Below are 20067 nucleotides of genomic sequence, written 5' to 3'. Positions count from 1 at the left end.
GGCTACAACGGTTATAGCAGCTGTTCGCGGTAGGGCAGGTCCGGGCCGGTTTTACTGCAGGTCAGGGCTGCGGCACGGCTGGCGAAGTCGAGCAGGGCGTCCAGTTGCACCGCACTCAGGCCCTGTATGCCTTTGATCGAGTCCAGCCCATGCCCGGTCAACCATGCAATCACTGCGGCCTGGAAGGTATCCCCCGCGCCCACGGTATCGGCTACATCCACCAGGCTGGCGGGCACCGAACGCTGGCCATGTTCGCGACTGAACACACTGGCGCCCTGGCTGCCCCGGGTTAAAAACACCAGTTGGCAACGATGGTTGAGCCATGACCGGGCGATCTGCTGCGCGTCCTGTCCCGGGTACAGCAGCTCCAGGTCTTCATCGCTGACCTTGATCACATCGGCATAGGGGATCAGTTCCTTGATCCGCTGACGCCAGCGTTCGATGTCCGGCTCTGGATTAAGGCGCACATTGGGGTCAAGGCTGATCAGCCGTTGCCCGCTCTCGCGCTTGACCAGTGCCAGCAACGTATCGCCCACCGGCTGCACCACCAACGAAAAAGACCCCACATGCACACCCCGCACCTCGGGCCCCAGCAGCGGCAGGTGATGGGCGTGCAATTGCCGGTCTGCGCAGCCTTCACCGCGAAAGCTGTAGGCGGGCGAGCCGTTGGCATCCAGCGCGACCATGGCCAGCGTGGTGGGCGCGTCCAGATCATGCAGGTATCGCGTGCTCACGCCTTCATTCACCAGCACCTGTTTCAGCCGCTGGCCCAGGTAGTCGGTCGACAGCCCGGCAAACAGTGCCGTGTCGACGCCCAGGCGGCGCAGGCCCACCGCCACGTTGAAGGGTGAGCCGCCAGCAATGGCCTTGAAGTCCACCTGGCCCGTCGGCGTACTCTCAGGCGACCGGGCAAAAAAATCGAATAAGGCTTCTCCGCATACCAGATACATAACATTTACTCGGTTAAGGCTGCGACCTGTAGTCGGTAGCGTTGATAGAAGTGCTCGTAGGCCCGGACGTTATCGGCCTCGGGCCGGGTTTCACCCGCAGGATCCAGGCGCACGCAACGCCGGCACAGATCAGCCAGTGTCGGTGAGTCAGCAGCCACACACCAGGCAGCCTGAATTGCAGCCCCCAGTGCGGCTGCTTCGCTCTGCTCAGGGCAGACTACCGGGGTGGCCATGATATCGGCCACTAACTGGCGCCACAGGGGGCTTTTTGAACCGCCGCCTACCAGGCGGATGACGTGGCTTTGCAGGCCGTTGCGGCGCAGCAGATCGAGGCCGTAGCGCAAGCCATAGGTGGTGCCTTCAATGGCTGCGCGGCACAGATTGGCCTGGGTCATGTTGGTCAGTGTAAGGCCCTGAAAATTTCCGGTGGCATCGGGCAGGGCAGGCACCCGCTCGCCGTTGAGGAAGGGCAGCAGACTGACGCCCTCTGCGCCTGCGGGTGCCTGCCTGGCCATATGGTTGAAACCCTCCAGAGACAAGCCGAACAGCTCGCGCACGGCACCGGTGACATTGGTCAGGTTCAGGGTACAGATCAGCGGCAGCCAGCCGCCGGTGCTCGAGCAGAAGTTGGCCACTGAGGCCTCAGGGCGGGCCTGTGGCTGCGGGTCAAAGGCATACACCGTACCCGACGAGCCCAGGCTCATGGTGATGATTCCGGGTTCGATATTGCCGGTGCCAATGGCTGCCATCATATTGTCGCCGCCCCCGCTGGAAACCACGGCATCGGGGTTCAGTCCCAGCAACTGCGCGATAAGCGGGCGGATACGCCCGACCGGTTGGCGGGGCTCGATCAGCTCGGGCAGCGCCTGCTCCAGATGGCCGTCGGGATCGATATGATGCAACAGTTCGCGATCCCACTGGCGAGTGCGCACGTTGAAATAACCGGTGCCGGACGCATCACCGTATTCGCTGCAGCAGCGTCCGGTCAGCCAGAAATTCAGGTAGTCATGGGGTAACAGGATATGGGCAGTGCGTGCCAAAATCTGAGGATGATGGTGTTTTGTCCAGAGCAGCTTGGAGACCGTGTAGCCTGGCGCGATCACCAGGCCCAGCCGCTCCAGGGAGCCGGTTTCGCCGCCCAGCCATTCTAACAGTTGGTTGTTTTCGCCAGTTGACTCGGTGTCACACCACAGTTTGGCCGGGCGCAATACATCGCCTTGGCTATCGAGCAGCACCAGCCCGTGTTGTTGTGCGGACACGCCTATGCCCTGAATCTGCTGGCCGCTGATGCCGGCTTGGGTCAGGGCCTGGCGGGTGGCGTGTTGCAATGCATCCAGCCATTGCCCGGGATCCTGCTCGCGCCGCCCCTGTGCGCCCTGGATTAACGTGTGTGGGGCGCTGCCCAGCCCGAGCACCTGGCCGGACTCGCTGTCGAGGATCAGGGCCTTGGTGCCCTGGGTGCCGCAATCGATGCCCAGGTATAAGTGGGTTGTGCTCATGGGAACCTGCTCTTAGCCAGATCAAAAGCCTCTAACAGACCCTTTCCGCAGGGATAAGGGACTGATCGGGGATAACGGTGCACTTGCGACTGCTCAATTCAGCACCCTCTGCCAGAGAGGGCTGGGTGGGCTTCAAAGATGAAGCAGATTTTCCAGGGTTTTGCTCACCCCGACATCACGCAAGCTGTTCAGGCACCACTCGAACGCAGCCACAAACTCGGCAGACCGGGGAATGGCGCCGCCAAAGATCTCTTCAACGCTCAATAATCGCTGCACGATCAACTCATCATCCGCCACCAGGGCCTGACAAAACTCCGCTCGCGGGTCGGGAATGGCATAGTGCAGCCCATTTTCATCAACTCCCTTGAGATACAGCGCCCAGGCTGCAACCACCAGTGCCGCACGTTTCAACTCGCCACCATCGCTGATCAGCCGGTTGATGGCAGGCACGGTGAACTTGGGAAGCTTCGACGAGCCATCCGAGCACACGCGCTCCAACTGGTCGGCAATGGCCTGATTGGAAAAGCGTTCCACCAGGGTGTTCTTGTAGGCCGTCAGGTCAATGCCGGGCACCGGCGCCAGTTGCGGCGTTACGTCCTGATCCATGTAGGCACGCATATACGTCACGAACAGGGGATCGCCCATGGTTTCGTGAACAAACCGATAGCCCTTGAGGAACCCCAGGTACGTCAATGCCAGATGACTGCCATTGAGCAGTTTGATTTTCATCTCTTCATAAGGCGTGACGTCGTCGGTGAGCTGTACGCCCACGGTTTCCCATGCCGGGCGGCCGCAGGCAAATTTGTCTTCGAGTACCCACTGGATAAACGGCTCGCAGACCACCGGCCAGGCGTCGTCTATACCCAGTTGGTCATGCAGTTGCAAACGATGGGCGTTACTGGTCATGGGCGTGATGCGATCCACCATGGCATTTGGAAAGCTGACATTGGCAGCGATCCAATCATGTAGTTCAGCACCGCGCAGCGCGGCAAAAGCCAGCAGGGCCTTGCGCGCGACAGCGCCGTTGTGGGGCAGGTTATCGCAGGACATCAGGGTAAAGCCCCGGATACCGCTGGCCTGGCGTCGGGCCAGGGCGGCGCATAGCACACCAAACACGGTTGTCGGTGCTTCGGGGTGGGTGAGGTCGTGCTGGATCTGTGGCAGTGCAGACATAAATTCGCCGCTGCTGTCATCGATGCAATAGCCGCCCTCGGTGATGGTCAGCGAAACGATGCGAATGGCCGGGCTGGCCAGCTTGTCGATCAGTGCATTGATGCCGTCTTCGGCCAGCAGCATGCCGCTGATAGAGCCGATGATGCGGCTTTGGGTGTCGTCGCTGTCGCCCAGTTCGAACAGGGTATAGAGGTAGTCTTGACCGGCCAGAGCGTCGCGCACCTTGCGGTCTTCGCCCCGCAGACCGATGCCGCAGATGCTCCAGTCCAGATCCTGGCCCCGGTTCATCAGGGCATCGGTGTAGTACGCCTGGTGGGCGCGATGAAATCCGCCCACGCCGATGTGGGCAATGCCCTGCCGGGTATCGCTGCCATGGTAGGTGGGTTTGGCCACCAGGTTGGTAAGGGTGTCGAGGTTTCGGCGATTGAGTTTCATGGGGCAATCTCGTGGGTTCAGGCAGCTGCGCGCAATGGACGGGTCAGGGCCAGGCCCCCGGCATCGAATAAATGGCAATGTTCACTGTCCAGGTGCAACTGCAACTGCTCGCCATAGCGGCTGGCCATATCACCGCGCACGCGCATGGTCAGCGGTTCACCGCAGGCAGTATTGACGTGGCAATAGGTGTCGCTGCCCAAGCGCTCGCCGACATCGGCAGTCACGCTCAGGGTGCACTCACCGGGTTTGGCCAGGTTCAGGTGCTCCGGACGAATGCCCAGGGTGACCGGGCTGCCCAGGCTCAGCGCAGGGCTGCTCAGGGGTAACTGGATACGGGCGCCAGCGTCCAGCTCGACTTCGCAACCCTGGCTGTCAACGCGGCTGATCCGGCCTTTCAAAAAGCCCATTTTCGGTGTGCCGAGAAAGCCTGCAACAAACAGGTTGGCGGGGTGGTGATACAGCTCCAGCGGTGAGCCAACCTGTTCGATCCTGCCGCCATTGAGCACCACCACCTTGTCGGCCAGGGTCATGGCTTCGACCTGATCGTGGGTCACGTAGATCATGGTTGCTTGCAGTTCCTGATGCAGGCGTGCCAGTTCCAGACGCATTTGCACCCGCAGCGCGGCATCGAGGTTGGACAACGGCTCATCAAACAGGAAGATCTTGGGGTTGCGAACAATCGCCCGGCCAATGGCCACGCGCTGACGCTGACCACCGGACAGGTGTTTGGGCTTGCGCTCAAGTAAGGGTGCCAGTTCCAGAATGCGGGCGGCTTCGTTGACCTTTTTTGCCACTTCGGCCTTGGGCACGCCTGCCAGGTCGAGGGAAAACGACATATTTTTGCGCACGCTCATATGCGGGTACAGAGCGTAGGTCTGAAATACCATGGCCAGATCGCGCTTGGCCGGGCTGACTTGAGTGATATCGCGCCCGTCCAGCTCGATGGTGCCGTCCGTCACTTCCTCAAGCCCGGCAATCAGGCGCAGCAGTGTGGATTTACCGCAGCCCGACGGCCCGACAAATACCACGAACTCACGGTCGTTGACCTCAAGATCAATGCCTTTGATGATCGAGAAACCTTCAAAGCCCTTGTGCAGATTGTTGATTCTCAGGTTGGCCATAGTGGGCCTCCAATCAGTATTTTTATTTGACTGCGCCGAAGGACAAACCGCGCACCAGTTGCTTCTGGCTGATCCAGCCAAAAATCAGGATCGGTGCGCAGGCCAGGGTCGAAACGGCCGACAACTTGGCCCAGAACAGGCCCTCGGGGCTGGAGTAGGACGCGATCAGTGCAGTCAGAGGCGCGGCGCTGGAAGAGGTCAGGTTCAGTGACCAGAACGCTTCGTTCCAGCACAGGATCAGCGACAGCAGCAGGGTTGAAGCCAGGCCGCCCTTGCTGATCGGCAGCAATACGCGCACCACCTCCTGCCACAGCGTGGCGCCGTCCAGCCGTGCGGCTTCGAGGATGTCTTTGGGAATATCCTTGAAGTAGGTGTAAATCATCCACACCACGATCGGCAGGTTGATCAGGGTATAGATGATGATCAGTGCCGCCCGTGTATCCAGCAGGCCAAAGCTCTTGGCCAGCAGGTAGATGGGCATCAGTACACCCACTGGCGGCAGCATCTTGGTGGAGAGCATCCACAGCAGCGTGCCCTTGGTGCGCTTGGTTTCGTAGAACGCCATCGAGTAGGCCGCCGGGATAGCGATCAGCATGCACAGGGCCGTGGCAGTGAACGAGATCACCACCGAGTTCCAGGCGAAGTGAAAGTAACCGCTGCGCTGTTCGATATGCAGGTAGTTCTCCAGCGTGGGCGTGAAAATGAACTGGGGCGGCGTGGCAAAGGCGTCGAGTTCGGTTTTAAAACTGGTCAGGAGCATCCAGAAGATCGGGAAAAAGATCAGGATGGCGATGGCCCAGGCCAGGGTGCCCAGCAGCAGGCTTTGCAGGCGGCGCGATTGTTGAAGTGTCATCACTGAGCCCTCACGGCTTGTCTGTCAGGTTTTTGCCGAGCATGCGCACCAGAATGATGGCGGCAATATTGGCGATGACCACGGCGATCAAACCGCCGGCCGAGGCCATGCCCACGTCGAACTGCACCAGCGCCTGGTTGTAGATCAGGTACGCGAGGTTGGTGGATGCATAGCCCGGGCCGCCGTTGGTGGTGGTAAAGATTTCGGCGAACACCGACAACAGAAAGATGGTCTCGATCATCACTACGACGGCAATGGGGCGCGCCAGATGGGGCAAGGTCAGGTGCCAGAAAATCGCGATGGGGCCGGCACCGTCCAGGCGCGCGGCTTCTTTTTGTTCCTGGTCCAGAGACTGCATGGCGGTCATCAGAATCAGGATCGCGAAGGGCAGCCATTGCCACGACACAATGATGATGATCGACAGCAGCGGGTAGTGCGCCAGCCAGTCCACCGGCTGGGCGCCAAACAACTTCCACACGGCGGCCAGGACGCCGGATACCGGATGGAAAATCAGATTTTTCCAGATCAGCGCGCCCACGGTCGGCATGATGAAAAACGGCGAGATCAACAGCACCCTTACGATGCCGCGGCCCATGAATTCGCTGGCTTCGAGCAGGGCGCTGATCAGTACGCCGAGCACCACGCTGATCAGCAGCACACTGCCAACCAGCAGCAAAGTGTTGGTTGCGCCGGGCAGGAAGCCCGAATCGGTGAGGAAGTAGGTGAAGTTCTCCAGCCCCACGAACTGGTTTTCGCCGGGATAGAGCAGGTTGTAGCGGATCAGTGAAAAGTACAGGGTCATCCCCAGTGGCACGATCATCCACAGCAACAGAAGCGCCACAGAGGGCGTTACCAGAAACCAGCCGGGATTGAACAGGCGCGGACGCCGCCCCGTTGGCGGGGCGTCGAGCGCGGCAATAACAGTCGAAGTCGTCATCGTCAATACACCTGAATTGCTTTGCGTGGGAGCGAGCCTCCTCGTGAAGGAGTCGACGCGGTATTCGCGAGAAGGCTCGCTCCCACAGACCAGAGTTTGGTGTTGGCAGTGCTACTTGGGGTAACCCGCCCGCTTCATTTCGCGCTCGGTGCTCTGCTGGGCCGCGGCCAGTGCCTGGTCCACGGTGGTCTGGCCAATCAGCGCGGCACTGAACAGCTTGCCAACCTGGGTGCCCACCGCCTGGAACTCCGGAATGGTGACCAACTGGATACCCACATAAGGGACGGGCTTGAGGGTCGGGTCCTGAGGGTTGGCAACTTTCAAGGACTCGAGGGTGACCCTGGCAAAGGGTGCAGCTTTCAGGTACGCCTCGGTGTAGGTCGAGGCCCGGGTGCCCGGGGGTACATTGGCAATGCCGTCTTTTTCCGCCACCAAAGCACCGTATTCTTTGGACGTGGCCCAGGTGCTGAATGTCCTGGCGGCGTCCTTGGCTTTGGAACTGGTGGGTATGGCCAGTGCCCAGGAGTACAGCCAGGCACTGCCTTTATCGGTCACAGCATGGGGGGCGAAGGTAAAGCCGACATGCTCGGCGACCTTGCTCTGGCTACTGTCGGTGACAAACGAGCCAGCAACACTGGCATCGACCCAGATCGCACATTTGCCGCTGTTGAACAGCGCCAGGTTTTCGTTGAAACCATTGCTGGTCGCACCCGGCGGGCCTGAGGCTTTCAGTGTGCCGACATAAAAATTCAAGGCATTTTGCCACTCGGCCCCGTTGAACTCCGGTTGCCATTGTTCATTGAACCAGCGCGCGCCGTAGGCGTTGGCGATGGTGCTGATCAGCGCCATGTTTTCACCCCAGCCCGCCTTGCCGCGCAGGCAGATGCCGTATTGTTCCTGGTCAGGTTTGTTGAGGGTGCGGGCAAAGCCGGCGATCTGCTCCCAGGTGGGATGCTCGGGCATGCTCAGCCCGGCATCCTTGAACAGGTCGGTACGGTAATAGGTCATCGAGCTTTCGGCATAAAACGGCAGGGCATAGAGCGTGCCCTTGACGGACAGGCCGTCGCGAACCGACGGGAACACATCGTCGATGGCATAGGTGGCGGGCAGATCGGTCATGGGCTCAAGCCAGCCCTTGGCACCCCAGAGTGCGGCTTCGTACATGCCGATGGTCAGCACGTCAAATTGTCCGCCCTGGGTGGCAATGTCCGTGGTCAGGCGCTGGCGCAATACGTTTTCTTCCAGCACCACCCAGTTGAGCTTGATCTCGGGGTGCTCGCTCTCGAAGGTTTTCGCCAGCTTTTGCATGCGGATCATGTCGCTGTTGTTGACCGTGGCGATGGTCAGGGTTTGCGCGCCTGAACTGATGCCGCTCAGGGTCATGCACGTGGCGACACATAACGCTTTGACAGGGATATTCATTGAGCACTCCACTTCAGCGGCCTGGCGGCTTTTGAAGGACGGTTATTGTTTTTATAGCGGCTCGCACGGGGCAAGCGCCTGGGCCGATTACAGCCCTCAATCACCGGCGTGACAAATCACTGGAAGCACATCAATCGATACTATTTTGCACTGCGCAGGCGTTCACCCGGCGCACGCTGGTTTTGCTCGGTCAAACGCTGCACCGCCAGGCGACGATAGTGTGACGGGGTCATTCCTTTGAGTTGCTGAAAGCGACGGTTGAAGTTGGAAATATTGTTGAAACCTGACTCGAAACACACATCTGTGACGGGCTTTTGACCATCGGCCAGTAACTCGCAGGACTTGCTGATGCGTAGCCGATTGACGAACTCGATGAAGCAGCGCCCTGTGGCTTGCTTGAATACGCGGGAAAAATAGGTGGGCTTCATGCCCATGTAGTCGGCGACTTCTTCTAGCGGCAGCTCGCGGGTGTAGTGGCTGAAGATATAGTCGACAGCCCGGTTGGTGCGGTCGATGGTCTGCTCGTCGGCCAGATTTCCGGCGGTGACCCCAGACAGCAGCTGGTAGTCATCACAGCCGGCCAGCAGTTCCAGCAGGATCAGGAAATGGCCAAGCCGGGTGATGCCGCTGGAGCCGGCAATTGCCTGCATCAGGTCCATAGCCTTGCGGATCGTGGCTTTACAGCGGAACTCGATCCCATGGCGCGCCCGTTCAAGCATTGGCGTGAGGGACTTGAGTTCGGTGAGTACCGAGGCGGCGCCCTCAAGCAGTTCATCGGTGAAGTTGACCAGCATGTCGCGGGTGGGTACCACCTCGTCACCAGCCACCTGGCTGATCCAGTTATGAGGCAGGTTGGGCCCGGTGAGGAATAATGTTTCGGGGTGGAAATTACCGATATAGTCGCCCACAAACACCTTGCCGCTGCTGGCAACGATCAGATGCAACTCGTATTCCTTATGGAAGTGCCAGCGCACCAGCGGACAGGGGAAGCCATGCTGGCGATAGATGATCGACAGGCCATTGTGGTCGTCCATCAGTTCGTAGGACGGGTCTGTGGCGCGGGCGGGGCGGGTCATGGGCTGGGCCGTCGTCAGTCTTGTTATGGCGTGGATCATGCCGGTTCCTGCGGTTAAGTCCAGTCAGATTTGAGGGTATTACAGGATGAAAACACTGTTGTTGATCGGTATCGGCGCCGGAGACCCGGAGCACATCACCGTCCAGGGGATCAACGCGCTGAATCGCGCCAATGTGCTGTTTGTGCTCGACAAGGGCCAGGCCACCGAAGACCTGGTGCGCATGCGCCTGCAGATCTGCCAGCGCTATATCCGTGAGCCGGGCTACCGTGTGGTGCAGGTCAACGACCCGCAGCGTGACAGCTCAACGGCGTGCTACACCGATGGCGTCGAGGATTGGCACCAACAGCGGGCCGAAGTGTTTACCCACTTGATCGAAGACCAACTGGCCGATGGCGAATGCGGGGCTTTTCTGTTGTGGGGCGACCCGGGGCTGTATGACAGCACCTTGCGTATTCTCGACCGTGTCCGGGCCGGGGGCTGCAGCGACTTCGAGCATGAGGTGATCCCCGGTATCAGCAGTGTGCAGGCCCTTGTCGCCCGCCATCGCATTGCGCTCAACACTATCGGCCAGCCGATCCGCATCACCACCGGACGCAAGCTGGTGGCCGAGGATCTGGATAATGTCGTGGTCATGCTCGACGCACATTGTGCCTTTGAAGCCTTTGTCGAAGAAAATGTCGATATCTATTGGGGCGCCTATATCGGCACTGCGGACGAGGTTCTGATCGCGGGCAAACTGAGCGAAGTGTGCGAGCAGATCAAGCAGGCCCGCAGTACTGCCCGAGCAAGCAAGGGCTGGATAATGGACACGTATCTGCTGCGCAGGCGCACCCGCCTGAGTGAATAGGCAGTTGCGTCGAAGTCTTTTTCGTACATGTTTTGTAGAATTAGATTATGGCGTCAAGTTGATACAACTGCCTACAGTTCGGCTCCTGTATTGCGTCGTTTACATGAGTCAGCTATGAAAGCCCATCTTGCCTGTTTGCGTTGTTACCGTGGGTTGTTGTGTGTCCTGCTTTTTGCAGCATGGGGGCTTGTGATGCCGGGCCCTGCCAATGCCACTGGCAGAGCCAGTTTTGCTGTCGCTCAGGGTACCTTCGATGTGAACCGGGCAACCCTTGAGGTGTTCTTGCTACGGCCCGGCAAAGCGCCCTTGTTGCTCAGTGGCGGTGCATTCAGGCAGGACAGCGAGGTCACTGAACTGGCTTCCGACAGCTGGATGATTAGCCAGGAGGGGAATCAATACCGGGTCGACATCAAGGTTGAGGACGACAGGTTGCGCGTTTCGATACAGGCGTCCCGCCCTGCAAGCTTGCGTTGGCCGCGCCTGCAAACCGACATTCGCGCCTACGCCATTCCTTTTGGCGAGGGTAGCTATATACCGGCCAATGACCCCGGCTGGCTTAACTGGCTGGTCAAGCGCTACTCCGGCGGGCAGTTGCTGGGTGAGTTGAGCATGCCGTTCTGGACTCAATTGCACGAGGACCTGTCGGTCACCTGGATAGTAGAAACGCCCTTCGACACCCTGTTTAGTATCAAGCGAGTCAAAAACACTGCGGTGCCGCAATTGCAGCATGACTTCAACCGGCTTGCACCTGATGCGCCCTTTGTGATCAGCATCGCCCCCGGCCCTGCACAACCGTTATATGGCGCAGGGCTATATCGCAAATGGCTCAAGAGCAACGGCCAGTTCGTTTCACTGACAGATAAAATTCGTGCGGTGCCGCAAACTGCCCTGCTCGGCGGTGCACCCCATATCTACGTTTGGGACGCAGGGCCGCTGAAAACCACAGACGTCCTCAACTGGGCAAGCTTTATCACGGCTTTTGACCGGGCGCGCCGTACCCCCGGGCATCTGGCTGCCAGTTTATGGGCAAGCTTTGATCCGCAAACCCGCAGCGTATTTGACATGAGTTTGTCGAGTACGCGCTCACGGCTACGAATGGTTTCACCGTTCAATCAACTGCAACTGGTTCGTGCCATCAACCAGGGAATGCGGCAGGTTGTAGCGGTACCCGCCAAGGAACCTCTGGACGGGGGGCATGATCCGGCTGGCGAGGTGCTGTGGGGGCAGGCAGCCAGAACTCAGCTGGTCGAGGCTTTCGGGCCTTACCTGTTACCGGCCGAGCGCTGGGGAGGAGGGCTGTCTGTGGATACGGTCAACGCGCTCAAACAAGCCGGGCTCACCCGTGCCTGGCTGGGTGCCAAGGACTGGCTTGATGCATTCTGGCACCCGCAGGCTGTGGCATTGGCCAAGCAAGCCGGGTTTCTGGTGGCGGTGTACGACAACTACGCAGACGCTCATGCACCCGCCGAACCGGAAACCTGGGCCGCTGCGCAAATGGGCGCGAACCTGGCCAGTGCAGGGCAGCATGATGCGAGCGGTGCTTCGAGCAAGGGGTTTAATGGCATTGGCGTCTTTGCCAATCCCCGGGAGGCCCAGGACTATGCGCGCCAGCGCATCAAGGCTGTGGCAGGTGCTGCCGGGCTCAACAGCTATTTTCTCGATGTCGATGCTGCGGTCACTGCACAGGCGGACTACACCCCCGGCCGGGAAACCAGTGAAAGTGAAAATGCCCGGGTGATTGCCCGGCGCCTGGATTACCCGGGCGAGTCGTTGGGGCTGGTCACGGGCAGCGAGGGGGCGGTTTCTCCGTTTGCAGCCAATATTGCCTACAGCCACGGCATTGCCACACAACCATTCGACTGGACCGACCCTGACATGTCCGGTAATCAACAGTCACCTTTCTTTGTAGGGCAGTACTGGCCCCCGGAGACGCCAACACTGTTTTTCAAGACTGTTCCGATCAAACGGCAACTGGCAACTTATGTCCGCTCCTGGAAGTACCGCTTGCCGCTTTACCAAATGGTGCTTCACGACAGTCTGGTCAGCACGCATCACTGGGCCTACCCATCGTTGAAATTTTCCAATGAGCAGCAGAACACGGCACTGCTGCAGCTGTTGTACATGACGCCGCCCATGTACCACCTCAATGCCGCCGTGCTGGAGCGCGACTTGCCCTTTATCGCGGCCTACAACGAGGTTTTTTCGCCCTTGCATCAACGGCTTTTTACCCAGGCACTGGTTGATTTTCAGGTGCTCAGTGCAGACCGGAGCCTGCAGCGCACGGTGTTTGATGATGGAACCCGAATTACGGTCAATTTCAATCCAGACAAGGCGCAAAGTGCCGACGCCATGCAATTTGCGCCAATGTCGGCAAGCGTCCAGATACCGGGCGAAAAAGACCGCATCATCATGATTGCCGAGATGTTCAAGGCGACGCGACTGGCACAGCCCTAGTCAAACCGTTCGATTCTTTGCCTCGATCCACTGCGACATGTACTGGGTACTTTTATGCTGGTGATGGCGCAGCATGGCACCGGTGAAGTTGTTGCGCCGATGCTGTTGCAGGCCGGCGCGGCAGGCTTCGATGCACTCGACCAGAGCCGGGCCGTGGGTACTTTGCAAATAGCGCTGCGCCAGTAGTGCCGTTCCGTGCTGCTGGGCCTGATGCCAGGCGTCAGGGCTCTGATACAGCTGCACCGCAGCGGCAGCAATCGCACTGGCACTCTGTTCGATGGCACCTGCCCACGGCAGGTCGCCATGCATGCCTTCGGCGCCTACGGGAGTTGTGACGTTGGGCGTGCCGCAGAGCATGGCATCGGCGATTTTGCCCTTGATTCCTGCACCAAAACGCAGGGGGGCCATGCAGATCCGCGCATTGCTCATCACCTCAAGCGCATCTTCGGCCCAGTTGAGCACGTGAAAACCCTGTGCCGGGTTGTGCAGCGCAGTGGCCTTGGGCGGGGTGTAAGCACCATAGACATGCAATTGCGCCGTGGGCAGTTGCTGACGGATCAATGGCCAGATCGCGGTTTTCATCCAGAGCACGGCATCCCAGTTGGGGGCATGACGGAAATTGCCGATGCTCAGGAAATGCTGGCGCTGGTCAAAGGGTACGAACTGCGCAGGTACGCTGTCGACCATCAACGGGCACCAGTGCAGCAGGGCTCGGGGCACCTTGAAGTGCTCTACGAGCAGATCGATTTCGTATTCGGAAATCATCAGGTTCAAGTCGCATCGATAAATCGCCGCGATCTCCCGTTGCGCCAGATCGGTAACGGCCATCTGCTCGAAGGTCTCCCGTTGTGCCGGGGCGAACAGGCTGCTGAAATCATCAGTGTCGGCGTCAAGTTTGAGGCGCGCCTTGAGCTGTTGCTGGCGGGCGTCGCGCAGGCTTTGCAGGTCGGAGGTTTCCAGTACGCGCAGGGCCTGCGGGCAATGCTTCTCCACGCGCCAGCCGAACTGCTCTTCCATCATGAAGCGGTCGAACAGCACGATATCCGGGGCCAGCTCGGTGATGAAGGTATCGAAGCTGCTGTTATTGAGCGCGATACTGACTTCATCAATGCCCAATGTCGCCAGATCAGCCTTGTGTTCGCCAATGCCTGCCGGGCTGCTGAAGGTGATGTGCCAGCCTTGCTGCAAGAAACTTTCGATGATCTGCATCATGTGTCCGCCCGCCGCCGAAGAGCGGGGCTCGGGCCACACGTAGCCAATAATCAGGACGCGGGTTGGGCGAGTGGACGGCATGGGCAGATCCTTGAAGCGCTGTGGCTGATAAAAGGCGGCAATTAGAACACAAGTTGCCTACAACACCTGTGGTCGCTGCCTCTTACCTTGTGAGCGGCTACAGGAATACTGCACCTGTGGGAGCGAGCCTGCTCGCGAAGGTCGTTCGCGAGCAGGCTCGCTCCCACAATAGGTCAGGGTATCTAAACGTATCTGTGTTGACCTGTTACAAAGCACTGCGTAGCCTTGCGCGTTCGAGGTTCTTCGCAGCGCGAAGCTAAGAAGGGAACGCGGTATGCCGCGGCTGCCCCCGCAACTGTAAACGGTCGTTGATCTTGCAATGCCACTGCTTCACAGGCGGGAAGGCGCAAGGTAGGTATCAGCCGTAAGCCAGGAGACCTGCCTCGTAACAGATTCTTACTTCAACCGGGCGGGGTGATCCGGTGGCGAAGACTGACCGCGCACTGCTTGCGGCCGTCGTCCCGTATGCCCGCCGTTTTGCCAAAGGGCATCCGATGAAAACACTGGCCAAAACCCCCGTCACTATCGTTACCGGCTTTCTCGGTTCGGGCAAGACTACCTTGCTGCGTCATATGCTGGACAACGCCAACGGCCGTCGCATTGCAGTGATCGTCAACGAATTCGGCGAACTGGGTATCGATGGCGAAATCCTCAAGCAATGCGCTATTGGCTGCACCGAAGAAGAGGCCAAGGGACGCGTCTATGAACTGGCCAATGGCTGCCTGTGCTGCACGGTGCAGGAAGAATTCTTCCCGGTGATGCGTGAGCTGGTGGCGCGCCGTGGCGATATCGACCATATCCTTATCGAAACCTCGGGCCTGGCCCTGCCAAAGCCGTTGGTTCAAGCCTTCCAGTGGCCGGAAATCCGCAGCGCCTGCACAGTTGACGCGGTGATTACCGTGGTCGACAGCCCGGCGGTGGCGGCTGGCACTTTCGCGGCCTTCCCGGATCAGGTAGATGCCCAGCGCAAGCTCGACCCTAACCTGGACCACGAGTCGCCGCTGCACGAGTTGTTTGCTGACCAACTGGCCAGTGCCGATCTGGTGATTCTCAACAAGGTTGACTTGATCAGCCCTGAAGACCTTGCCCGTGTACGTGCCGAAGTGGCTGAAGAACTGCCACCGGCGGTCAAGATCATCGAAGCCAGCAGCGGTCGCTTGCCGCTGGACGTGCTGCTGGGCCTGGAGACGGGTTCGGAAGACCATATCGATGGCCGCCACAGCCATCACGACCATCATCACGATGGCGATGATGACCACGACGACCACGATCACGATGCCTTCGACTCGATCTCTATCGAGCTGCCTCAGGCAGAGGAGCGCGCGCTGATGGATGCTCTGAGCCAACTGGTGGTCAAGCACGGCATTCTGCGGGTCAAGGGCTTTGCCGCGATTCCGGGCAAACCGATGCGCTTGCTGATCCAGGGCGTGGGCACGCGCTTTGACAAGCACTTTGATCGCGCCTGGGGCAGCGACGAAGCGCGCACCACCAAACTGGTGCTGATCGGCCAGGACCTGGACGCGACCCTGCTCGAGTCCACCCTGCGTACAGCATTGAGCGCCTAAACCATGCATTTGCTCAGGACCCAGCCCGGCGGCTTTGTAGCGGACGACAATATTGCCGACCTCGGCCAGACCCCCGCCGAACTGGTGATCCTGTGCAGCGGTGACTCAAGCCTGGCCCTGCTGGCCGAAGCGGCGCAGCAGTTGCCTGACGATTATCCAAGCCTGCGTCTGGCCAACCCGATGCAGGTGCAAAACCACGGCTCGGTCGACCTGTATGTCGATGCGGTTCTGCAACACGCCAAGGTGATTTTGTTGTCGCTGCACGGTGGCATCGGCTACTGGCGCTACGGCATTGAACGGCTGGTGCAACTGGCTGAACGCGGTGTGACCCTGATTCTGGTGCCGGGCGATGACCGCCCCGACCCGGAACTCAGCGCCCTGAGCACAGTGCCCGTCGAGCAGGCCGAACGGCTCTGGCACTTTTTGCGCCAGGGCGGGCGGCATAACGCCCTGCAGCTTTATCGTTGCCTGGCCAGCCAATGGCTGGGCCGCGACTATGCCTGGGACGAACCGCACACCTTGCCCCGTACTGCCATTTATCATCCGGCCCATTCCAGCCCTGCACTGCAGGACTGGCAAGCCGACTGGCAGCCGGGCCAACCGGTGGCGGCGCTCTTGTTCTATCGCTCGCATTTGCAGGCGGCCAATACGGCATTTGTCGATGTGTTCTGCCAGCGACTGCAGGCGGCAGGGCTAAATCCGCTGCCGATTGCGGTCGCCAGCCTGAAGGAGCCGGGCTGCCTGGCGGTGGTACAGGACTTGCTCGATGAAGTCGGCGCAGGGGTCATTCTCAATACCACCGGGTTTGCCCAGTCCAGCCCGGAAGCTCCGCATTTGCGCCCGTTTCGCCGCAATATCCCGGTGATCCAGGCCATTTGTGCCCAGGACAACCAGCCCGGCTGGCAAGCCAGCGAGCAGGGTCTGGGCCCGCGGGACCTGGCCATGCACATTGCCTTGCCGGAACTGGACGGGCGGATCATCAGCCGGCCGATCAGCTTCAAGGACCTGGCGTGGCGCAGTGAGCGCAGTCAGTCGGATGTGGTGTGTTACAGAGCGCATCCCGAACGGATGGATTTTGTCGCAGAACTGGCACGGCGCTGGGTGGAGCTGGCACGTGTGCCGAACCCGCAAAAGCGTATCGCCCTGATCCTGGCCAACTACCCGACCCGCGATGGCCGTATCGGCAATGGCGTAGGGCTGGATACCCCGGCTGCGGCGCTGAATATTTTGCGCGCCTTGCAGGGCGAAGGCTACCCGGTGGCTGCTGAGCTCCCGGATACCGGCACCGCGTTGATTCAAGCTCTGTTGGGCGGTGTTAGCAACGACCTCGACAGCCTCGACCTACGCCCGTGCCATCAAAGCCTTGGGCTGGATGAATACCAGGCGATGTTTAATCGTCTTCCAGAAGCCAATCGCCAGGCGGTGATTGAGCGTTGGGGCGAGCCACAGCACGACCCGATGTTTCGCAGCGGTCGCCTGATGATTGCCGGGCTGCGTTTTGGCCTGACCTTTGTCGGCATTCAACCGGCGCGGGGATATCAGGTCGATGCCAGTGCGGTCTACCATGACCCGGACCTGGTACCGCCCCATGCTTATCTGGCGTTTTATTTCTGGCTGCGCAACACCTACGGCGCCCATGCGGTGGTGCATGTGGGCAAGCATGGCAATCTGGAATGGTTGCCGGGCAAGGGCGTCGGGCTGTCTGAACACTGCTGGCCGGATGCTATTTTGGGCCCCATGCCCAACGTCTATCCGTTTATCGTCAATGATCCGGGTGAGGGCGCACAGGCCAAGCGCCGGACCCAGGCGGTCATTATTGACCACTTGATGCCGCCGCTGACCCGGGCCGAAACCTATGGCCCTCTGCTTGACCTGGAGCTGCTGGCCGACGAGTATTACGAAGCGCAACTGCTTGATCCGCGCCGGGCGCGGGAGTTGCAACGGGATATTCTCAAGCTGGTGCGCGATACCCATATCGACCGCGAGCTGCAACTGGACGCACACCTCGACAGCGACAGCGATGCCGCAATCTGGCTGCCACGGCTGGATACCTACCTGTGCGACCTCAAGGAATCGCAAATCCGCGACGGCCTGCATATTTTTGGTGAGTCGCCTGCCGGGCGTCTGCGCATCGACACCTTGCTGGCATTGCTGCGCATCCCCCGCGGTGATGGCCGCGGGGCGCAATCAAGCGTGCTGCGGGCGTTGGCCAAAGCCTTCGGGCTGAGTTTTGATCCGCTGGACTGTGCGCTGGCCGAGCCCTGGACGGCACGTCGCCCCGCGCCTTTGCAAGCAGTCAGCGAGGCGCTGTGGCGCACCGCAGGCGATACCCGCGAACGTCTGGAACTGTATGCTGCGCAGCTGATCGAGCAGGCGTTGGCGGGCACGTTGCAATTGCCCGACACAGAGCAATGGAGCGAAGTGCGGGGGATTTTTGAGGCGCTGCTTGGGGTTGTTGCACCGCGTCTGGATGCCTGCGGCCCGGCCGAGATGCAGGGTCTGCTCGATGCTCTGGCGGGGCGTTTTGTCCCTGCCGGCCCCAGTGGTGCACCGAGCCGCGGGCGCCTGGACGTACTGCCTACCGGGCGTAATTTCTTTTCCGTGGATGTACGCAACTTGCCCACCACCACGGCCTGGCGTATCGGTTTTCAGTCGGCCAACCTGATTCTTGAGCGTCATTTGCAGGACCACGGCGATCACCTGCGTCAGCTCGGCCTGTCGGTATGGGGCACTGCGACCATGCGCACCGGCGGTGATGATATCGCCCAGGCCATGGCGCTGATGGGCGTGCGCCCGGTGTGGGCCACGGGTAGCCAGCGGGTGGATGACTTTGAAATCCTCCCGGTGAGCCTGCTGGACCGGCCGCGGGTGGACGTGACCTTGCGTGTATCCGGGTTCTTCCGTGATGCCTTTGCCAATCTTATTCGCCTGTTCGATGCCGCTGTTCAGGCGGTGGCGGCGCTGGACGAACCTGATGACCTGAATCCGCTCGCGGCAAAAGTGCGCAGCGAGCGTGAACAGCTGGAGCGCGAAGGGCTGGCCCCGGAACTGGCGGCCCGTCAGGCGGGCTGGCGGGTGTTTGGTGCCAAACCCGGGGCTTACGGTGCCGGGGTACAGAACGCAATCGATGGGCGTTTGTGGCAAAGCCGCGACGACCTGGCCGAGGTGTATCTGAACTGGGGCGGTTATGCCTATGGCGGCGCCGATGAAGGCACGGCGGCCCGCGGTCAGTTTGCCCAGCGATTGGGGCAGATGCAGGCGGTGGTACAAAATCAGGACAACCGTGAACATGACCTGCTCGATTCCAATGACTACTACCAGTTTCAGGGCGGCATGCTGGCGGCGGTAGAGAGCTTGCGTGGGGAGGCCGCAGCCAGCTACCACGGCGACCACAGCCAGCCGGATCTGCCGAAGATCCGTACGCTCAAGGAAGAGTTGAACCGGGTTATCCGATCCCGTGCGGCCAACCCGAAATGGATAGAAGGGGTCAAACGCCATGGTTACAAAGGCGCATTTGAAATGGCCGCTACCCTGGACAACCTGTTTGCCTTTGATGCAACCACGCACCTGATCGATGATCATCAATATGCATTGCTGGCGGATGCCTATTTGCTGGACCCGGATACCCGTGAGTTTGTGCGTGAGCACAACCCGCATGCCCTGCGCGACATGACCGAACGCATGCTCGAAGCGCAGCAGCGCGGGCTGTGGAGTGAACCGGGGGAGTATCAAGCGGCGCTGGAGAATCTGTTGCTGGATATAGAGGAAGAGTAACCAGGCAACCCTCACCCTAACCCTCTCCCGGAGGGAGAGGGGACTGATCGGGGGATGTTCAGGATTTATACCTCACCAAAAATCGGCCCCCTCTCCCTTTGGGAGAGGGCTGGGGTGAGGAGCTTTTGAGGCCGATCAATATTCTAAAATCTGGAGCCCGAAAACATGACTGACACCCCACATTTCCCGTTATCGGCGGTGGTCGGCGCGGACTCATTGAAACTGGCGCTGTGCCTGACCGCCATTGACCCGAAAATTGGCGGCGTACTGATTGAAGGCCCGCGCGGCATGGCCAAGTCGACGCTGGCACGCGGTCTGGCCGACCTGCTTGCCAGCGGCCAGTTTGTCACCTTGCCGTTGGGCGCAACCGAAGAGCGTCTGGTTGGTACCCTCGACCTGGATGCCGCACTGGGCCAGGGCAAGGCGCAGTTCTCCCCGGGGGTGCTGGCCAAGGCCGACGGCGGCGTGCTCTACGTCGATGAAGTCAACCTGCTTGCCGACCATCTGGTGGACGTGCTGCTGGACGTGGCAGCGAGCGGCACCAATGTGGTCGAGCGTGATGGTATCTCCCATCGGCATGCTGCGCGTTTCGTGCTGATTGGTACCATGAATCCGGAAGAAGGCGAGTTGCGCCCGCAGTTGCTCGACCGCTTCGGCCTGAATGTGAT

14 protein-coding genes and 1 riboswitch are annotated in these 20067 nt (G+C 60.2%); of the genes, 5 read left to right on the top strand and 9 right to left on the bottom strand.

The genetic code is table 11. The features are described 5' to 3' along the window. Positions 1-11: 11 nt before the first annotated feature. From GHO03_RS16580 to GHO03_RS16545, 8 genes are all read right to left on the bottom strand, one after another. Positions 12-950: a carbohydrate kinase gene (locus GHO03_RS16580; protein ID WP_133144578.1), complete on the bottom strand. Its 939-nt coding sequence runs from the start codon at positions 948-950 to the stop codon at positions 12-14. Positions 951-955: 5 nt separating this feature from the next. Then, on the bottom strand, positions 956-2449 hold the full coding sequence (gene xylB, locus GHO03_RS16575; RefSeq protein ID WP_133144579.1) for a xylulokinase: 1494 nt from the start codon (positions 2447-2449) through the stop codon (positions 956-958). Positions 2450-2581: 132 nt separating this feature from the next. Continuing rightward, positions 2582-4057 (bottom strand): mannitol dehydrogenase family protein, encoded by a 1476-nt coding sequence (locus GHO03_RS16570; RefSeq protein ID WP_153400210.1) that lies wholly within the window; start codon positions 4055-4057, stop codon positions 2582-2584. Between the two features lie 17 nt (positions 4058-4074). Further along, positions 4075-5178, bottom strand: a complete 1104-nt coding sequence (locus tag GHO03_RS16565; protein ID WP_153400209.1) for an ABC transporter ATP-binding protein — start codon at positions 5176-5178, stop codon at positions 4075-4077. 22 nt (positions 5179-5200) lie between these two features. Next, a complete protein-coding gene (locus GHO03_RS16560; protein WP_095000298.1) occupies positions 5201-6034 on the bottom strand; it encodes a carbohydrate ABC transporter permease in 834 nt (277 codons plus the stop codon). Positions 6035-6041: 7 nt separating this feature from the next. After that, positions 6042-6968, bottom strand: coding sequence for a carbohydrate ABC transporter permease (locus tag GHO03_RS16555; protein ID WP_095000297.1), 927 nt, complete (start codon positions 6966-6968; stop codon positions 6042-6044). Between the two features lie 111 nt (positions 6969-7079). Further along, a complete protein-coding gene (locus GHO03_RS16550; protein ID WP_095017966.1) occupies positions 7080-8390 on the bottom strand; it encodes a sugar ABC transporter substrate-binding protein in 1311 nt (436 codons plus the stop codon). Between the two features lie 140 nt (positions 8391-8530). Further along, the gene (locus GHO03_RS16545; protein WP_095000296.1) at positions 8531-9466 is read right to left on the bottom strand and encodes an AraC family transcriptional regulator; all 936 of its coding nucleotides are present in this window, start codon (positions 9464-9466) and stop codon (positions 8531-8533) included. 85 nt (positions 9467-9551) lie between these two features. On the opposite strand from GHO03_RS16545, the gene cobF reads away from it, so the two are divergent. Together cobF and GHO03_RS16535 are read left to right on the top strand one after the other, a co-directional pair. Further along, on the top strand, positions 9552-10313 hold the full coding sequence (gene cobF / locus GHO03_RS16540; RefSeq protein ID WP_133144582.1) for a precorrin-6A synthase (deacetylating): 762 nt from the start codon (positions 9552-9554) through the stop codon (positions 10311-10313). A gap of 192 nt (positions 10314-10505) precedes the next feature. After that, positions 10506-12767, top strand: a complete 2262-nt coding sequence (locus GHO03_RS16535; RefSeq protein WP_153380609.1) for a glycoside hydrolase — start codon at positions 10506-10508, stop codon at positions 12765-12767. On the opposite strand, the gene GHO03_RS16530 is transcribed toward GHO03_RS16535, so the two are convergent. Next, positions 12768-14060: a glycosyltransferase gene (locus GHO03_RS16530; protein ID WP_095019210.1), complete on the bottom strand. Its 1293-nt coding sequence runs from the start codon at positions 14058-14060 to the stop codon at positions 12768-12770. A gap of 219 nt (positions 14061-14279) precedes the next feature. After that, positions 14280-14461, top strand: a riboswitch (cobalamin riboswitch). Between the two features lie 93 nt (positions 14462-14554). Between GHO03_RS16530 and cobW the strand changes: the two genes are divergently transcribed. From cobW to GHO03_RS16515, 3 genes are all read left to right on the top strand, one after another. Further along, positions 14555-15625, top strand: a complete 1071-nt coding sequence (gene cobW / locus GHO03_RS16525) for a cobalamin biosynthesis protein CobW (protein WP_133144690.1) — start codon at positions 14555-14557, stop codon at positions 15623-15625. Positions 15626-15628: 3 nt separating this feature from the next. Then, positions 15629-19399 (top strand): cobaltochelatase subunit CobN, encoded by a 3771-nt coding sequence (gene cobN / locus GHO03_RS16520; protein WP_153400208.1) that lies wholly within the window; start codon positions 15629-15631, stop codon positions 19397-19399. A gap of 165 nt (positions 19400-19564) precedes the next feature. Beyond that, the coding region (locus GHO03_RS16515; RefSeq protein WP_153400207.1) for an AAA family ATPase at positions 19565-20067 on the top strand (503 nt) is incomplete at its 3' end.

It is taken from the genome of Pseudomonas sp. FSL R10-1339, from assembly GCF_009600545.1.
Lineage (GTDB): Bacteria > Pseudomonadota > Gammaproteobacteria > Pseudomonadales > Pseudomonadaceae > Aquipseudomonas > Aquipseudomonas bubulae.
Note: the sequence above shows the minus strand (reverse complement) of the source record. Positions and strands in the feature narration are given on the sequence as shown.

Excerpts from the sequence above, each read along its gene's own strand:
- GHO03_RS16550 (WP_095017966.1), bottom strand. The coding sequence starts at position 8,390 with ATGAATATCCCTGTCAAAGCGTTATGTGTCGCCACGTGCATGACCCTG.
- GHO03_RS16530 (WP_095019210.1), bottom strand. The coding sequence starts at position 14,060 with ATGCCGTCCACTCGCCCAACCCGCGTCCTGATTATTGGCTACGTGTGG.
- GHO03_RS16570 (WP_153400210.1), bottom strand. The coding sequence starts at position 4,057 with ATGAAACTCAATCGCCGAAACCTCGACACCCTTACCAACCTGGTGGCC.
- cobW (WP_133144690.1), top strand. The coding sequence starts at position 14,555 with ATGAAAACACTGGCCAAAACCCCCGTCACTATCGTTACCGGCTTTCTC.
- cobN (WP_153400208.1), top strand. The coding sequence starts at position 15,629 with ATGCATTTGCTCAGGACCCAGCCCGGCGGCTTTGTAGCGGACGACAAT.
- cobF (WP_133144582.1), top strand. The coding sequence starts at position 9,552 with ATGAAAACACTGTTGTTGATCGGTATCGGCGCCGGAGACCCGGAGCAC.
- GHO03_RS16555 (WP_095000297.1), bottom strand. The coding sequence starts at position 6,968 with ATGACGACTTCGACTGTTATTGCCGCGCTCGACGCCCCGCCAACGGGG.
- GHO03_RS16545 (WP_095000296.1), bottom strand. The coding sequence starts at position 9,466 with ATGACCCGCCCCGCCCGCGCCACAGACCCGTCCTACGAACTGATGGAC.
- GHO03_RS16580 (WP_133144578.1), bottom strand. The coding sequence starts at position 950 with ATGTATCTGGTATGCGGAGAAGCCTTATTCGATTTTTTTGCCCGGTCG.
- xylB (WP_133144579.1), bottom strand. The coding sequence starts at position 2,449 with ATGAGCACAACCCACTTATACCTGGGCATCGATTGCGGCACCCAGGGC.
- GHO03_RS16535 (WP_153380609.1), top strand. The coding sequence starts at position 10,506 with ATGCCGGGCCCTGCCAATGCCACTGGCAGAGCCAGTTTTGCTGTCGCT.
- GHO03_RS16565 (WP_153400209.1), bottom strand. The coding sequence starts at position 5,178 with ATGGCCAACCTGAGAATCAACAATCTGCACAAGGGCTTTGAAGGTTTC.